Origin of the sequence: Streptomyces sp. NPDC002463 (assembly GCF_042889835.1) — a bacterium.
GTDB lineage: Bacteria > Actinomycetota > Actinomycetes > Streptomycetales > Streptomycetaceae > Streptomyces > Streptomyces nymphaeiformis.
In genome coordinates this window covers 204,392-219,504 of sequence record NZ_JBIARL010000014.1, presented here as the reverse complement: position 1 = coordinate 219,504, position 15,113 = coordinate 204,392, and the positions used below count along the sequence as shown (strand labels likewise).

11 protein-coding genes are annotated in these 15,113 nt (G+C 73.2%); 3 read left to right on the top strand and 8 right to left on the bottom strand.

The features are described 5' to 3' along the window. Positions 1-202: 202 nt before the first annotated feature. From ACFYX3_RS27570 to ACFYX3_RS27560, 3 genes are all read right to left on the bottom strand, one after another. Positions 203-1,654, bottom strand: a complete 1,452-nt coding sequence (locus tag ACFYX3_RS27570; RefSeq protein WP_389018540.1) for an aminopeptidase — start codon at positions 1,652-1,654, stop codon at positions 203-205. Positions 1,655-1,753: 99 nt separating this feature from the next. Then, positions 1,754-2,158 carry a hypothetical protein gene (locus ACFYX3_RS27565; RefSeq protein WP_389018537.1) on the bottom strand — a complete coding sequence of 135 codons (405 nt, stop codon included), beginning with the start codon at positions 2,156-2,158 and terminating at the stop codon, positions 1,754-1,756. 90 nt (positions 2,159-2,248) lie between these two features. Beyond that, positions 2,249-5,971 (bottom strand): ABC transporter ATP-binding protein, encoded by a 3,723-nt coding sequence (locus ACFYX3_RS27560; protein WP_389018683.1) that lies wholly within the window; start codon positions 5,969-5,971, stop codon positions 2,249-2,251. Between the two features lie 156 nt (positions 5,972-6,127). On the opposite strand from ACFYX3_RS27560, the gene ACFYX3_RS27555 reads away from it, so the two are divergent. Next, complete coding sequence (locus tag ACFYX3_RS27555; protein WP_389018534.1) at positions 6,128-6,499, top strand: hypothetical protein; 372 nt, start codon at positions 6,128-6,130, stop codon at positions 6,497-6,499. Positions 6,500-6,553: 54 nt separating this feature from the next. On the opposite strand, the gene ACFYX3_RS27550 is transcribed toward ACFYX3_RS27555, so the two are convergent. The 4 genes from ACFYX3_RS27550 to ACFYX3_RS27535 form a co-directional block, all read right to left on the bottom strand. Beyond that, positions 6,554-6,979 (bottom strand): hypothetical protein, encoded by a 426-nt coding sequence (locus ACFYX3_RS27550; protein WP_389018531.1) that lies wholly within the window; start codon positions 6,977-6,979, stop codon positions 6,554-6,556. 158 nt (positions 6,980-7,137) lie between these two features. Then, entirely contained in the window at positions 7,138-8,820 is a 1,683-nt protein-coding gene (locus ACFYX3_RS27545) for a thiamine pyrophosphate-binding protein (protein WP_389018528.1), read from the bottom strand. 77 nt (positions 8,821-8,897) lie between these two features. After that, a complete protein-coding gene (speB, locus tag ACFYX3_RS27540) occupies positions 8,898-9,875 on the bottom strand; it encodes an agmatinase (protein ID WP_376584377.1) in 978 nt (325 codons plus the stop codon). A gap of 72 nt (positions 9,876-9,947) precedes the next feature. After that, a complete protein-coding gene (locus ACFYX3_RS27535) occupies positions 9,948-11,426 on the bottom strand; it encodes a sodium:solute symporter (RefSeq protein ID WP_389018523.1) in 1,479 nt (492 codons plus the stop codon). A 159-nt stretch (positions 11,427-11,585) separates the two neighbouring features. Between ACFYX3_RS27535 and ACFYX3_RS27530 the strand changes: the two genes are divergently transcribed. Beyond that, complete coding sequence (locus ACFYX3_RS27530; RefSeq protein WP_389018520.1) at positions 11,586-13,043, top strand: PucR family transcriptional regulator; 1,458 nt, start codon at positions 11,586-11,588, stop codon at positions 13,041-13,043. 16 nt (positions 13,044-13,059) lie between these two features. Here ACFYX3_RS27530 and ACFYX3_RS27525 read toward each other — a convergent pair whose 3' ends face one another. Then, entirely contained in the window at positions 13,060-13,665 is a 606-nt protein-coding gene (locus ACFYX3_RS27525) for a hypothetical protein (RefSeq protein WP_389018517.1), read from the bottom strand. A 161-nt stretch (positions 13,666-13,826) separates the two neighbouring features. Between ACFYX3_RS27525 and ACFYX3_RS27520 the strand changes: the two genes are divergently transcribed. Continuing rightward, a complete protein-coding gene (locus ACFYX3_RS27520; RefSeq protein WP_389018514.1) occupies positions 13,827-15,047 on the top strand; it encodes a helix-turn-helix domain-containing protein in 1,221 nt (406 codons plus the stop codon). Positions 15,048-15,113 lie beyond the last annotated feature (66 nt).

The window sequence follows — 15,113 nt, the reverse complement described above, 5'->3', positions numbered from 1 at the left end:
AGCCGAGAGCTCGGGGAGGGTGGGCACACGGGGCGGCGCCCCTAGCGGCGCCTCCGCGTTCCGCGCCCGGACCCGCACCACAAGGGCGCTGTGCACGGGGTGCGGGTCCGGGCTCGGGAGCCTCTGGCGCCGGCAAGGGCGCCGTTCCGTTGTGCCCACCCGTTCCGCCCCAGCGGAACGACTGCCCACAACGGGAAGGGCGTTACGGGCGCAGGCCGTGCTCCCGCGTCGCGTCCTCGTCGACCGTCGCGTCCAGTCGCGCATCGAACCGCGCCAGCGGCTGCGCCGCCTGCACCGCCGGGGCCGAGACGCCCGCCCACGCCAGGATGCGGGCCGTCGCGTTGTCACGCTCCGACGGGACCAGGCCCGCGACGTTCGCACCGTGGTTCATGCCCGGCGCCACGTAGACGAAGGAGTCGCGCGCGCCCTTGTCGACGTGGAACTTCTCCGAGCCCCACGGGTCGTTGCCGCCGTAGACGAAGAGCATGTGGTTCGCGTTCTTGCGGACCCAGTCGTCGACGTCCCGCATGACCCACGGCTTGAACTTCATGGGGATGGAGCTCGGCACGAAGCTGCTGGCCGGCTGGTAGCCGTAGCGGGTCAGGCCGTTCAGGTGCGGCTGCTTGATGGTGGGCGAGCCGAGCTCGGTCGCCGCCTGGTAGTAGTACGGCGTGTAGTACTCCAGGCCCTGGTCGGTGTAGGCGGACCAGCCGGAGTACGCGTCGATCGTGTCGTACACGACGTCGTCGCTCGCGGTCGCCGCGTCCGGGATCTGGTCGCAGACGTCCTGGCCGTAGTACTGCCAGAAGCCCCACACGAAGTCGAGGACGACGGCCTCGTAGGCCTTGTCGAGCGAGCCGACCGTGTTGAAGGTGGCGCCCTCGGACTCGGCCCAGGCCTTGTACTTCTTCTCCAGCGGCTCGCGGCGGACGAGGGCCTCGCGCTGCATGTTGTTCAGGCGGTCGCGGCAGTCCTTCGTTCCGACGGTCTCGAAGAACCGGTCGTAGGCCGAGTCCTCCTTGTTGACCACGTCGTTCGGTGCCACGTACGCGACGACGCCGTCCATGTCGCGCGGGTAGAAGCGCTCGTAGTACGTGGCGGTCATGCCGCCCTTGGAGGCGCCGGTGGACAGCCACTTCTGGCCGTAGATCGACTTCAGCGCCGTGTAGATGCGGTGCTGGTCGCTGGCCGCCTGCCAGATGTCCAGCTTCGACCAGTCGGCCGGCGCCGGGCGGGACGGCGTGAAGAAGCGGTACTCCATGGAGACCTGGTTGCCGTCGATGATCCGCGTCGGCTCGGTGCGGCTCGGCGTGGTGGAGAGGCCGTAGCCGCTGGTGCGGAAGACGGTGGGGCGGCTCGTGTCCTTGTGGAGGATCGAGATCCGCTGCTGGAACGTGCCCGCCCACGGGCGCTTGTGGTCGATCGGCTGCTCGTAGTTGAGGACGAAGTAGCGGTAGCCCGCGTACGGCTTCTCCTCGATCAGGCTCATCCCGGGGATCGCCAGGATGCGGTCCTTGATGTCGGTGCTCGTGCTCTGCGAGTCGACGACGGCCGCGCTGCCGGTCTCCGTGTCCGCGGCGGTAGCCACACCGGTCGACCCGACGGTGCCTATGAGCACCGAAAGCGACAGCGCCCATCTCAGCGACTTGCGCATTCACCCTCCCCTTGGTTCACAACGGTGTCGCGAACCTAGCGGGGACAACGTGCGGACCGCCAGACCCAGTTGATCCTTACTCTTGGACTTTCCTGCACATCAGCACAGGATCCAGCCCGTCGCCGTCCCCCGGCCCGCCACCGAACCGGCCGCCCGGACGCAGCGGTTGAGCGCGTGGACGGTCAGGGGGCCGGCCTGCCGGTCGAACCGGCCGGACCGGACGACGGGGCGGGCGCCGCGCGGCTGGAGCGTGACGGACATCGGACGGCGGGGTCCCGGCCGTTTGGCGACGGTGACGGCGCAGACGTACTGCCGGGTCCGGTAGAGGCGCAGTTCGCCGGTGGAGAAGGCGATGGTCCTGGTGGGGCGGCCCTGGCAGACGGAGGCGGCGTCGGCGGTCGCGCCCCCGGCCCCGGGCCCGGGGAGGAGGAGCAGCGCGAGCGCGGAGAGGAGCGGGACGAGCATGCGGGCGAGGATCCGCGGCGTGCCGGTGTCCGTGGTCATGCGTTCCCCTCCCGGGCGAGTCGTCGTACGGCCGTACGACGCACGACGCCCGGGAATGGTTGCCTCCGGGTGTGCCGGTTCCGCGAAGACTCAGACCCGCTCCGGCTCCGCCTCCCCGATGAACGTGTTCCACAGCGTCGCGTACCGGCCGCCCAGGGCGAGGAGTTCGTCGTGGGTGCCGTCCTCCGCGACCCGGCCGTGGTCCATGACGACCACGCGGTCGGCGCGGGCGGCCGTCGTGAGGCGGTGGGCGACGACGAGCGTCGTGCGGCGGCCCGCGAGCCGGTCGGTGGCCTGGTTGACCTGGGCCTCGGTCGCCAGGTCCAGGGCCGCCGTGGCCTCGTCCAGGAGCAGGATGTCCGGGTCGACGAGTTCGGCGCGGGCCAGGGCGATCAGCTGGCGCTGCCCGGCGGAGAGGTTCCGGCCGCGCTCGGCGACCTCGTGGAGGTAGCCGCCGTCGAGCGTGGCGATCATGTCGTGCGCGCCGACCGCGCGGGCCGCCGCCTCGACCTCGGCGTCGGTCGCCTCGGGGCGGCCGTACGCGATGGCGTCGCGGATCGTCCCGGCGAAGAGGTACGCCTCCTGGGGGACGACGCCGAGCCGGTGGCGGTACGCGGTGATGTCGAGGTCCCGCAGGTCGGTGCCGTCGGCGGTGACCCGGCCGCCGGTCGGGTCGTAGAACCGGGCGACCAGCTTGACCAGCGTGGACTTCCCGGCGCCGGTCTCGCCGACGAAGGCGACGGTCTGCCCGGCGGGGATCCGCAGGTCGATCCCGGTCAGCGCCGTCTCCTCGTCCCCGTACGCGAAGGAGACGTCCTCGAAGGCGATCTCGCCGCGCAGCGACAGCACGTCCAGGGGCGCGTCGGCGGCGGCCGTCGACGTCGGCTCCTGGAGGAGCTCCTGCATCCGCTTCAGCGAGACGGCGGCCTGCTGGTAGCCGTCGAAGACCTGCGAGAGCTGCTGGACGGGCGCGAAGAAGAGGTCGATGTAGAGGAGGTAGGCGACGAGGGCGCCGGTGGTGAGGGTGCCGGCCTCGATGCGGTTCGCACCGACGATCAGGACGGCGGCCGCCGCGGCCGAGGACAGCAGCGTCACGAACGGGAAGTAGACCGAGATCAGCCACTGGCCCCGGATCCGCGCCTCGCGGTAGGCGTCGCTGCGCTCCGCGTACCGGGCCGCGCCCGAGCGCTCGCGGCGGAAGGCCTGCACGATCCGCAGGCCCGAGACGGACTCCTGGAGGTCGGCGTTGACGACGCTGATCCGCTCGCGCGCCAGCTCGTACGCCTTCACGCTGGAGCGGCGGAAGTAGTACGTGGCGATGGCGAGGACCGGCAGGGTCGTGAAGACGACCAGGGCGAGCTGGAGGTCGAGCACGAGCAGCGCGACCATGATGCCGAAGAAGGTCACGACGGAGACGAAGGCGGTGACCAGACCCGTCTGGAGGAACGTCGACAGGGCGTCCACGTCCGTGGTCATCCGGGTCATGATCCGACCGGTCAGCTCGCGCTCGTAGTAGTCGAGGCCGAGCCGCTGGAGCTGGGCGAAGATCTTCAGGCGCAGCGCGTACAGGACCCGCTCACCGGTGCGGCCGGTCATCCGGGTCTCGGCGGTCTGCGCGACCCACTGCACGAGGACGGTGACCAGGGCGAGCGCGGAGGCCGCCCAGACGGCGCCGATCGCGAGCCGGTTCACGCCCTCGTCGATGCCGTGCCGGATCAGGACCGGGAGCAGCAGGCCCGCGCCCGCGTCGAGGGCGACCAGGCCGAGGCTGATGAGCAGCGGGACGCCGAAGCCGCGCAGGAGTCGGCGCAGCCCGTACGTGTCCTCGGGCGACACGGCCCGGGCCTCGTCGATGTCCGGGATGTCGGTGGCCGGCGGCAGGGCCTCGACGGCGGCGAGCAGCTCGGGGGTCGCCCCGGGCGCGGGGGTCTCGCGGCCGGTGGTCTCGTCCCGTACCCACAGGGTGGGGGTGATGCCCCGCTCGGCGTCGAACTCGGCGTCCAGCTCGGCCCGCAGCGTGCGGTCCTCGGGGAGCTCGTCCGGCGGCGTGAGGCGGCCGGGCGAGACGGCGCCGAGCTCCTCGGGGTCGGTGAGGAGACGGCGGAAGAGCGGGGAGCGCTGCTCCAGCTCGGCGTGGGTGCCGATGTCGGCGAGGCGGCCGTCCTCGAGGACGGCGATGCGGTCGGCGAGGCCGAGGGTGGAGCGGCGGTGCGCGATGAGCAGGGTCGTACGGCCCGCCATGACCGACTTCAGGGCCTCGTGGATCTCGTGCTCGACCTTGGCGTCGACGGCGGAGGTGGCGTCGTCGAGGAGGAGGAGCCGGGGGTCGGTGAGGATCGCGCGGGCGAGCGCGACGCGCTGGCGCTGGCCGCCGGAGAGGGTGAGGCCGTGCTCGCCGACCTTGGTGTCGTAGCCGTCCGGGAGCTCGGCGATGAAACGGTCCGCCTGGGCGGCGCGGGCGGCGGTCTCGATCTGCTCGCGGGTGGCGTCGGGGACGCCGTACGCGATGTTCGCGGCGACCGTGTCGGAGAAGAGGAAGGAGTCCTCGGGGACGAGGCCGACGGCGGCGCGCAGCGAGTCGAGGGTGAGCTCGCGGACGTCGTGGCCGCCGACGAGGACGGCGCCGTGGGTGACGTCGTAGAAGCGGGGCAGGAGGAGGGAGACGGTCGACTTGCCGGAGCCGGAGGCGCCGACGACGGCGACGGTCTCGCCCTGCCGGATCTCCAGGGAGAAGCCTTCGAGGACGGGCTTCGTTTTGCCGGAGGCGCCCTCGTACGCGAAGGACACGTCGTCGAACTCGACGGTCGCGGGCGCGTCGGCGGGCAGCTCCTTGGTGCCGTCCTTGATGGTCGGCTCGGTGTCGATGAGGTCGTAGACCCGCTCGACGCCCGCGCGGGCCTGCTGGCCGACGGTGAGGACCATGGCGAGCATGCGGACCGGGCCGACGAGGGAGGCCAGGTACGAGGAGAAGGCGACGAAGGTGCCGAGGGTGATCTGGTGCCGGTAGGCGAGCCAGCCGCCGAGCGCGAGGACCGCGACCTGGCCGAGGGCGGGCACGGCCTGGAGGGCCGGGGTGTACTTGGAGTTCAGCCGGATCGTCCGCAGGCGGCCCGCGAACAGCTTCCGCCCGGCCTCGCGGATCTTGCCGGTCTCCTGGTCCTCCTGCCCGAAGCCCTTCACGACCCGGACGCCGGTCACGGCCCCGTCGACGACGCCGGCGACGACGGCCGCCTGCTGCTGGGCGTGCCAGGTGGCGGGGTGGAGGCGGGTACGGCTGCGCTTGGCGATCCACCAGAGGGCGGGGGCGACGGCGAGGGCGACGAGGGTGAGCGGGATCGACAGGTAGGCCATGACGGCCAGCGATATGAGGAACAGCAGGATGTTCCCGATGGTCATCGGGAGCATGAAGAGAAGGCCCTGGATGAGCTGGAGGTCACTGGTGGCCCGCCCGACGACCTGCCCGGTGGACAGCTCGTCCTGCCGCCGCCCGTCGAGCCGGGTGACGGTCTCGTACATGTCGGTCCGCAGGTCGTGCTGGACGTCGAGGGCGAGCTTTCCGCCGTAGTAGCGGCGGACGTAGGTGAGGGCGTAGACGAAGACGGCGGCGCCGAGGAGCAGCCCCGTCCAGACGCCGAGGCTCCGGGTCTTCGCCCCGATGACGTCGTCGATGATCACCTTGGTGACGAGCGGCACGAGGGCGAGCACGGCCATGCCGGCGAGGGAGGACCCCAGCGCGAGCAGCGTGTTCGCCTTGTACCGCCACGCGTACCCGGCCAGCCTGCGCGCCCAGCCCTGTTGTTTCTCCCCGACCACCGCCACGAGGGCCTCCCATCCGTCCTGCTCTACCGGAAGGCCCAACACGGCCGACGTGCGATTTCATCCCGCCGCAACAAATACCGCCGGGGCGGGTAGGGAGTCCCCGGGGCCGTCGCACGGGCGGCGCCGTGGTCCGAGTGGAAGGGGAGGTCCATGGGACGGGTCGAGGACGGGGGGCCGTACCGGTGGGGGCGGCTGCACGCGGCGGTGCAGGTTCTCGAGGGGCTGGCCAAGGGGAGGACCGAGCTGGGCCGGCCGTCCGAGCGGAAGAAGACGACGAACACCCCGCGGAACAACTTCGAGAACCTCCTGCGGTCCATGGGGCTCCAGCTGCTCGCCGCCCGGGAGAAGGGCGGCGAGCACGCCCGGGCGGCGGCCGCGGTCGTCGTGGACATCACGGAGCTGATAGCCCCGGAGCCGATGTACGGGAAGGGGCTGACCGACAAGGAGATCGCGGCGTTCCACGAGGGGTACGAGCACCAGCTGGGCCTCTACCGGGAGAGGTGGGAGAAGCTCGTGCCCTGAGCCGGGGCGGCGTGGGCCCCGGTCCTGACACCGGGGCCCGGGGGGCCGGAGGGGTCAGAAGGGGCCGGGGAGGGTGACGGAGATGTTGTTGCCGGTGTCCGTGACGACCACGTTGCTCCACACCAGGCTCATCGGAGGGGAGCACTTGGGCTGGAAGGTCGCCGTGACGGTCACGGAGAAGTTGGCCTTCCCGTTCTGGACGGGGAAGGTGCCTCCGCCGCCGGTGGACTGCTTGTTGCCGGCGCTGGGGTCGTTGCCGCCGCGGTTGACGCACTGGGCGTCGGCGGTGACGGAGATGTTCACGGACTGCTGGTTGCCCAGGCCGGCCTCCTTGCCCTTGACGGTCAGGCTGCTGCCCGAGGCCGTCGCGGTGGGGGTGCCGACGAAGTGGGCACTGACGGCGCCTGCGGTCGGGGCGAGGAAGCCCACGATGCCGAGCGCGACGGAAGCGGGCACGAGCAATACGGAATGGCGTCGCATGGCGTTTCACCTCACCGGGGAACGAACGCCGTGGTGTACGCGGAGTGCGCCGCCGTCCGCATACACCCTCAGACTATGCCTCCGGAACATTCACCACGTATGCCTCCGGGGCATCCGCGGCGCGCCCGGAGGCGCGCCGCGAGGCCGTCGCAGTGCGGTCAGAGGTGCGTCGGTTCGAACATCCTCAGGAGGGCCGGGAGGACGACCACCGACGGGCCCGGGGTGGCCAGGGCCTTCGCCAGGTCCGTCGCCAGGGTCTCCGGGGTCGTCGGGGTGGCCGGGACGCCGAAGGACTCGGCCAGGGCGACGAAGTCCGGGCGGGTGAGTTCGGTGGCCGTCGCCTCGCCGAACGCGCCCGTCATGTACTCCCGCAGGATCCCGTACCCGCCGTCGTCGACGATCAGCCACGTCACGTCGAGCCCGTACTGCTTCGCCGTCGCGAGCTCCGCGATCGAGTACATCGCGCCGCCGTCGCCGGACACCGCGAGGACCGGCTGCGACGGGTCGGCGGCGGCCGCGCCGAGCGCGGCGGGGAAGCCGTAGCCGAGGCCGCCCGCGCCCTGCGCGGAGTGCATCGTGTTCGGGTGCCGCGCGTCGAAGGCCGACCACGCCCAGTACGCCAGGATCGTCATGTCCCAGAAGCTCGGCGCCCGGTCCGGCAGCGCCTCCCGGACCGCCGCGACGACCTGCTGCTCCAGGCCCAGGTCCTGCGCGGCGATCCGCTCCCGGACCTTGCCCAGGACGGCGGCGACCCGCTCCGGGGCGGCCGGGTCCGTGCGCTCCCCGACCGTCTCCAGGAGCGCCTGGAGCGCGAGGCGGGCGTCCGCGTGGATGCCGAGCGCCGGATGGTTGGACTCCAGCTTGCCCGCGTCGGCCTCGATCTGGATCACCCGGCCGCGGGGCGCGAACGTGTGGTAGTTCGAGGACAGCTCGCCGAGCCCCGAGCCCACGACGAGCAGGACGTCGGCGTCCTCCAGGAAGTCCGTGGTGTGCCGGTCCTCTAGCCAGGACTGGAGCGACAGCGGGTGCTCCCAGGGGAAGGCGCCCTTGCCGCCGAAGGTGGTGACGACGGGGATGTCGAGCCGCTCCGCGAGCGCGAGGAGCTTGCCGGAGGCGTCGGAGCGGACGACCCCGCCGCCGGCGATGATCGCGGGCCGCTCGGCGTTCTCCAGGAGGTGCGCCGCGACGGCCGTCAGCTCGGGGCGCGGGACGACCTCCTCGGGCGTGGCGTCCATGGCGGTGACGACGGGGAGCGTGGTCTCGGCGAGGAGCACGTCCTGCGGGATCTCCACCCAGACCGGCCCGTGCGGGGCGGTGAGCGCCGACTCCCAGGCCGCCGCGATCGCGGAGGGGATCTGGGACTGCGTGCGGACCGTGTGGACGGACTTCACGACGTCCCGGAAGGAGGCCTGCTGGTCGCGGAGCTCGTGGAGGTAGCCGTGCCGGCCGCCGCCGAGCCCGGCCACCGGGATCTGGCTGCCGATGGCGAGGACGGGGGCGGAGGCGGCGGCCGCCTCCTGCAGCGCGGCGAGCGACATGAGCGCGCCGGGGCCGGTGGAGAGCAGCAGCGGGGCGGCCTCGCCGGTGATCCGGCCGTACGCGTCGGCGGCGAAGCCGGCGTTGTTCTCGACGCGGAGGCCGACGTAGCGCAGGGCCGAGCGGCGGAGGGCGTCGAACATGCCCAGGGCGTGCTGGCCGGGGAGGCCGAAGACGGTGGTGGCGCCGAGGCCGGTGAGGGTCTCGACGACGAGGTCACCGCCGTTGCGCCCCTGGGGCGGGTTGAGGGCCGCCTCCGTCTGGGCAGCGGTGGGCCGCAGTACGAGGTCGTGGTCGTGGGTCATGAGGTCCCTTGGCTCGATGGTCGTGTGCGGCCCGGTGGTCGGGGTGCGCGGCCCGCACCGCGCACCCCGGCAGGGTCCTACTCGGCGGCGCGGGCCGCGGCGATCTGGCGCGACATGATCGTCGTCAGCTCGTACGCCGTGTGCGACGCGGCGACCGCCGTGATCTCGGCGTGGTCGTACGCCGGGGCGACCTCGACGACGTCCGCGGAGACCAGGTTGCAGGAGGAGAGGCCGCGGAGGATCTCCAGCAGCTCGCGGGAGGTCATGCCGCCGGCCTCGGGGGTGCCGGTGCCGGGGGCGTGGGCCGGGTCGAGGCAGTCGATGTCGATGGAGATGTACAGCGGGCGGTCGCCGATGCGCTGGCGCAGCTGGTCGGCGATCTCGTCGGCGCCGCGGCGGTAGACGTCGGCGGAGGTGACGATGCCGAAGCCGAGCTTCTCGTCGTCGGTGAGGTCCTGCTTGCCGTAGAGCGGGCCGCGGGTGCCGACGTGGGAGAGGGCGGAGGTGTCGAGGATGCCCTCCTCGACGGCGCGGCGGAACGGGGTGCCGTGGGTGTACTCGGCGCCGAAGTAGGTGTCCCAGGTGTCGAGGTGCGCGTCGAAGTGGAGCAGGGCGACGGGGCCGTGCTTCTTGGCGACGGAGCGCAGCAGCGGCAGGGCGATGGTGTGGTCGCCGCCGAGGGTCATCATGCGGGCGCCGGTGCCGAGGAGGTCGTCGGCGGCGGCCTCGATGGTCTCGACGGCCTCGTTGATGTTGAACGGGTTGGCGGCGATGTCACCGGCGTCCGCGACCTGGGCGAGGGCGAACGGGGAGGCGTCCTGCGCGGGGTTGTACGGGCGGAGCAGGCGGGAGGCCTCGCGGATGGCGTTGCCGCCGAAGCGGGCGCCGGGGCGGTAGGAGACGCCGGTGTCGAAGGGGACGCCGACCACGGCGACGTCGGCGGTGCCGACCTCGTCGAGGCGCGGCAGCCGGGCGAACGTCGCGGGACCGGCGTACCGCGGGATGCGGGACGAGTCGATCGGGCCGCGGAAGGCGTTCTGGTCGCTGCTGCTCATGGTCGGGGTCCTCCTGGGGTGTGTTTCATGCGGCCCGGGCGTCGGGTCTCGACGCCCGGGGTGCGGCCGTGGTCAGGCGGTCGCGGGTGCCGGTTCCGGCGTTTCGGTTCCGGGCTCGGTCGTGGTGTCCTGGCCCGCCAGCCGGGCGCGCCAGTTCGCGAGCACGGCGGCGTCCGTCGGGCGGGTCGCCAGGGAAACGATCACATAAGCGGCGAGCGAGGCCAACAAACCATAGTAAACAGGCTCATTTGCCAAGATTCCGTAAGTCCACATCAGGCCAATGACGGTCAGGCCGCCGACGGTGACCGCGGCGAGCGCGCCCTGGACGGTGCCGCGGCGCCAGAGCAGGCCGCCGAGGATGGGCACGAGGAGCCCGCCGACCAGCAGGTTGTAGGCGACGGTGAGGGCCTGGACGACGTCGTTGAGGGCGATGGCGATGAGGATGACGGCGACGCCCATGATCAGGATGAAGAGGCGGTTGCCCTTCACCTCGTCGTGGTCGTCCTCGCTCTTCCTGGCGACGGCGCCGCGCAGTCGTGACCAGATGTCGTTGTTGGCGACGGTGGCGCAGGCGATGAGGGCGCCGGAGGAGGTGGACATCACGGCGGCGAGCGCGGCGGCGAGGACGAGGCCCCGGACGCCCATCGGCAGCTCGTCCTTGACGATGGTGGCGAAGGCGTCGTCGGCGCTGGGCAGCTTCGGGTAGAGCACCTTGGCCGCCGTGCCGATGACGGCCCCGGCGAGCGCGTACGCGAGGCAGTAGGTGCCGGCGACGGTGCCGCCCCAGCGGGCGACCTTGTCGTTGCGGGCGGTGAAGACCCGCTGCCAGATGTCCTGGCCGATGAGCATGCCGAAGGTGTAGATCAGCACGTACGTGAAGATCGTCTCGCCGCCGATGCCGAGGGGCGCGAAGTACGAGGTGGGCAGCGCCTCCCGCATCCCCTCGAAGCCGCCGGCCTTGACGACGGCGATGGGCAGCAGCAGGAGCAGCACGCCGATGGTCTTCACCACGAACTGCACCATGTCAGTAATGGTGATGGACCACATGCCGCCGAGGGTCGAGTAGGCGACGACGATGGTGCCGCCGAGGACGATCGCGAGGGTCCGGGGCAGGTCGAAGAGGACGTCGAAGATCGTGGCGTACGCGATGGTCGAGGTGACCGCGAGCATCAGGGTGTACGCCCACATCACGACGCCCGAGATGACGCCGGCCTTGCCGCCGTAGCGCAGGTCGAGCATCTCGGAGACGGTGTAGACCTTCAGGCGCGCGATCCGCGCGGAGAAGAAGACCGAGAGGGCCAGCAGGCCGAGGCCGATGGCGAAGACCATCCAGGCGCCGGAGAGGCCGTACTTGTAGCCGAGGCCGACGCCGCCGATCGTGGAGGCGCCGCCGAGGACGATGGCGGCCATCGTCCCGGAGTACATGAGGGGTCCGAGGCGGCGGCCGGCCACCAGGAACTCGCTCTTGGACTTGGCGCGGCGCATGCCCCACCAGCCCATCGCGAGCATGCCGGCCAGATACAGGACGATCACTGTGTAGTCGACGGCCATGGGGACTCCTTCTCACCTCGGTGGCGTGTCGTGCGGGGGAGTGCCCAGGTGCTGATCGCGGGGACATCCGCCCGTACCCGCGGCCCTGGGATGAGAACGACAGTAAGTGGCCGGAAAGCGACGTTGAAGTGTACGTTTCCTCCACTGTCCGGGCGAGGGATGTACGAAGGGCCCATACCGATGACCGCTCCGTCCCCTTCTGAGCCCGGCTCCACCCCCCCGGCGCCGCCGGTGTCGCTCGCCGCGCTGCTCGCCCGCCCCGACCTGGGCCTGCGGCTGCTCGCCGGGCCCCAGGACGTCCCGCTGCACTGGGTGCACACCTCGGAGATGGCCGACCCCCATCCGTATCTGCTCGGCGGCGAGCTGCTCATGACGGCGGGCGTGCAGCTCACCGATCCGGCGCACTACGTCGACCGGGTCGTGGAGGCGGGGGCGGCGGCGCTCGCCTTCGGGGTGACGCCGGTCTACGACACGGTCCCCGCCGAGCTGGTCGAGGCCTGCGAGCGCCACGGCCTGCCCCTGGTGGAGGTCCCGCCCCGGACCCCGTTCACGGCGGTGGCGCGGGCGCTGTGGCGGTTGATGGCGGAGGCCCGGCTGCACGAGCTGCGCCGGGTGACGGAGGCCCAGCAGTCCCTGGCGGCGGCCGCGGCCCGGCCGGCCCCGGTCCCGGCGGTCCTCGGCGCGCTGGCCTCCCGGCTGGGCGGCCGGGCGGTGCTGTTCGGCGCGGACGGCACGGAGTCGGCGGCGGCCGGCCGGGAGGTCCCGGCGGAGGCGGCGCGGGCGCTGCGGGACCTGGCGGGGGTGCTCGGGCCGCGCCCGGGCGGGCCGGCCTCGGCGAGCGGGGACGGCGGCGGGCTGCGGCTCGCGGCGTACGCGCTCGGCGGCGGGGACGGGCTGACCCTGGGGGTGGCGACGGAGCGGCGCGGCCCGGGCGACCACACGATCGCGGGCGTGGCGGTGGTCCTGCTGTCGCTGCTCACGGCCCCGCACCGGGGCGCGGACGTGACGGTGCGGGACGGGGCCCTGGTCCGGCTGCTGCTCGGCGCGGACCCGGCGGAGGTCGCGGGCACCCTGGCCCCGGGCCCGTGGACTGTGGTCCACGGGCGGGGCGGCGACGGCACCCCGTTCGCCACGGCGAGCCTGGCGGCGGCGCTCGGCACCCCCCTCGCGGACGAGACGGAAGGCACCGTGCGGCTCCTCCTGCCCTCCTCCTCCCCCGTCACGGCGCAGCAGGGGTGGACGCTCGGGGCGAGCGCCCCGGTGACGGCCCCGGAGCTCGCGGCCGGGGAGGCGCAGGCGGCGCGGGCCCTGCGCAGGGCGGAGGCCTCCCGGACGGCCCTGGTGCGGCACCGGGCCAGCGGCTTCGCCGCGCTGGTGGACCGCGACGAGGCCGCCGCGTACGCCCGGGACGCCCTGGCCCCGCTCACCGAGCCGCTCGCCGAGACCCTCCGGGTCTGGCTCTCCCTGCACGGCAGCTGGGACCGGACGGCGGTGGCCCTGGAGATCCACCGGAACACGGTCCGCCAGCGGATCACCCGCTGCGCGGCCCTGCTCGACCGCGACCTGGACGATCCGGACGTACGGATGGAGCTGTGGTTCGCGCTGCGGGCTCAGTGACCCGGGCGGTCCCCCGTCACCAGAGCTTGTTCACCGCCGTCTTCGCCGTGGTGCGGAAGGCGGCCAGCGGGGCGTCCTTCAGGTCGCCCATCCGGCCCCAGCGGACGAAGGTGACGGTGCGGCCGTCGCGGCCGACGGAGAACAGGTGGATGTCGGTGATGCCGATCTGCGGGTCGGCGGTGTCCAGGCTGTAGACCCAGGCGCCCTCCTCCACGGCGAGCTTGCCGTGGTAGGCGCTGACGGCGTGCAGGCCCGGGTTCTGCCGCTCCAGGAGGGCCCCGCAGCCGGCGAGGGCCTTGCGGAGGGTGTCGACCAGCTTCACCGCGTCGGCCTCGGTGCGGGCGACGGTGGTGATCTGGACGCCGTTGGTGTCGAGCTCGGTGCTGAACTCGCGGTAGCGGGTGTTCTGCGCCGGGATCTTGTACGGGGCGCAGAGGGCGCCGCCGTTCTCCGGGACGCCGGTGAAGACCCGGGTGGCGGTCCACGGCGTCGACGACGCGGGCATCTGGGAGGCGGCGAGGAAGGCGGGCCGGGCGGCGGCCTGCGCCGGGGCCGTGGCGAGGGCCGCGAGGCCCAGGGCGGCGGCGGTGGCGGTGGCGAGTGCGGTACGGAGCGTGCTCATCGTGATGGATCCCCCGTCGGGTGGTTCGGTCAGTGCTCCACCAGCGTCGGGCCCCCGCCCACCCCGGACAACGGCGACGCGCCCTCCACCCGTCCCGGAACCATTCCACCCCCTCTGACGTGGGAGAACGCAAGAGGGGTGGAACGAGCGGGGGTGGGCCGATGGGTGAGGTCGAGGAGTTCGCGGCGCGGGTGCGCGCGCTGAAGGAACGGGACGGGCGGAGTTACGAGGCGCTGGGGCGGCGCCTCGGCGTCAGCGCCTCCACCCTGCACCGTTACGGCTCCGGAGCGGCCGTCCCGGAGTCCTTCGCCGTCATCGAGCGCCTGGCCCGGCTGTGCGGGGCCGGCGCGGACGAGACGCGCGAGCTGGAGGAGCGCTGGCGGCGCGCGGACCGCGTCCGGCGGCCCCCGGCGGAGGCGGCGGACCCGGTCACGCCGGGGGCGACGGCGCCGGAGACGGCGGCGACGCCCGAGGCGCCGGAGACGGCGCCCGGGCCGGCACCCGGCTCCGAGCCCCCGGCGCCCGCACCCGGCTCCGAGCCCCTGGCCGGGCCCGCTTCGGCCTCCGCGCCCGCCGACCCGGCCGCCCCCGTCACCGCGCCGCCCCGACGGAGGCGGAGGGCCTGGTTCGCCGTCGGTGCCGTGGCCGGCGTCGTGGCGCTGACGCTCGGGGCCGTCCTGCTGTCCGGGACCGGACGGGAGCCGCAGTCCCGCGCGAAGCCGCCGACGGCGCCCCCGTTCACGTACACCGTCGCCTCCCTCTGGGAGAACGGCTGCGGGCACACCTATCTGGCGGACCGGCCGCCGGCGCGGGTCCCCGCTCCCCCGGTGCCCGCCGACGCGGCCCGGTGGGCCGAGGCGCTCGGCGCGGTGGACGGCGGGCAGACGCTCGTACGGCTCACGGTGCAGGGGAAGGGGACCTCCGCCGTCGTCCTCCAGGGGCTGCACGTGCGCGTGGTGGGACGGGCGGAGCCGCTGCCCCGGGAGGCGTACCGGATGGACGAGGGGTGCGGCGGGGCGGTCACCCCCCGCCGGTTCGCGGTGGACCTCGACGCGCCGCGCCCGCTCGCGCGGCCGGTCGACGGGTACGACGCCTCGGGCGAGGAGGGACGGACGATCCCCGCCGTCTCGTTCCCCTACGCGGTCACGGCGGCCGAGCCCGAGGAGCTGCTGGTCTCCGCCCGCGCGGCCGGCTGCGACTGCCGCTGGTACCTGGAGCTGGAGTGGAGCGCGCAGGGGCGGAGCGGTGTGGTGCGGATCGGAGCCCCGGGCGGGGAGGCCTTCCGTACCAGCGGGCGGGCGAAGGGGAGCAGCCCGGTCCACGTGTACGACGCGGCGAAGGGGCTCTGGATCACAGGCGCGGAGTCTGGACAGGGTGGGTGACCGCTGGGTAACTTCGAACGGAACAGCCTGAGCAAGCGCTTAGACAACCGGCAGCGACAAGGAGGC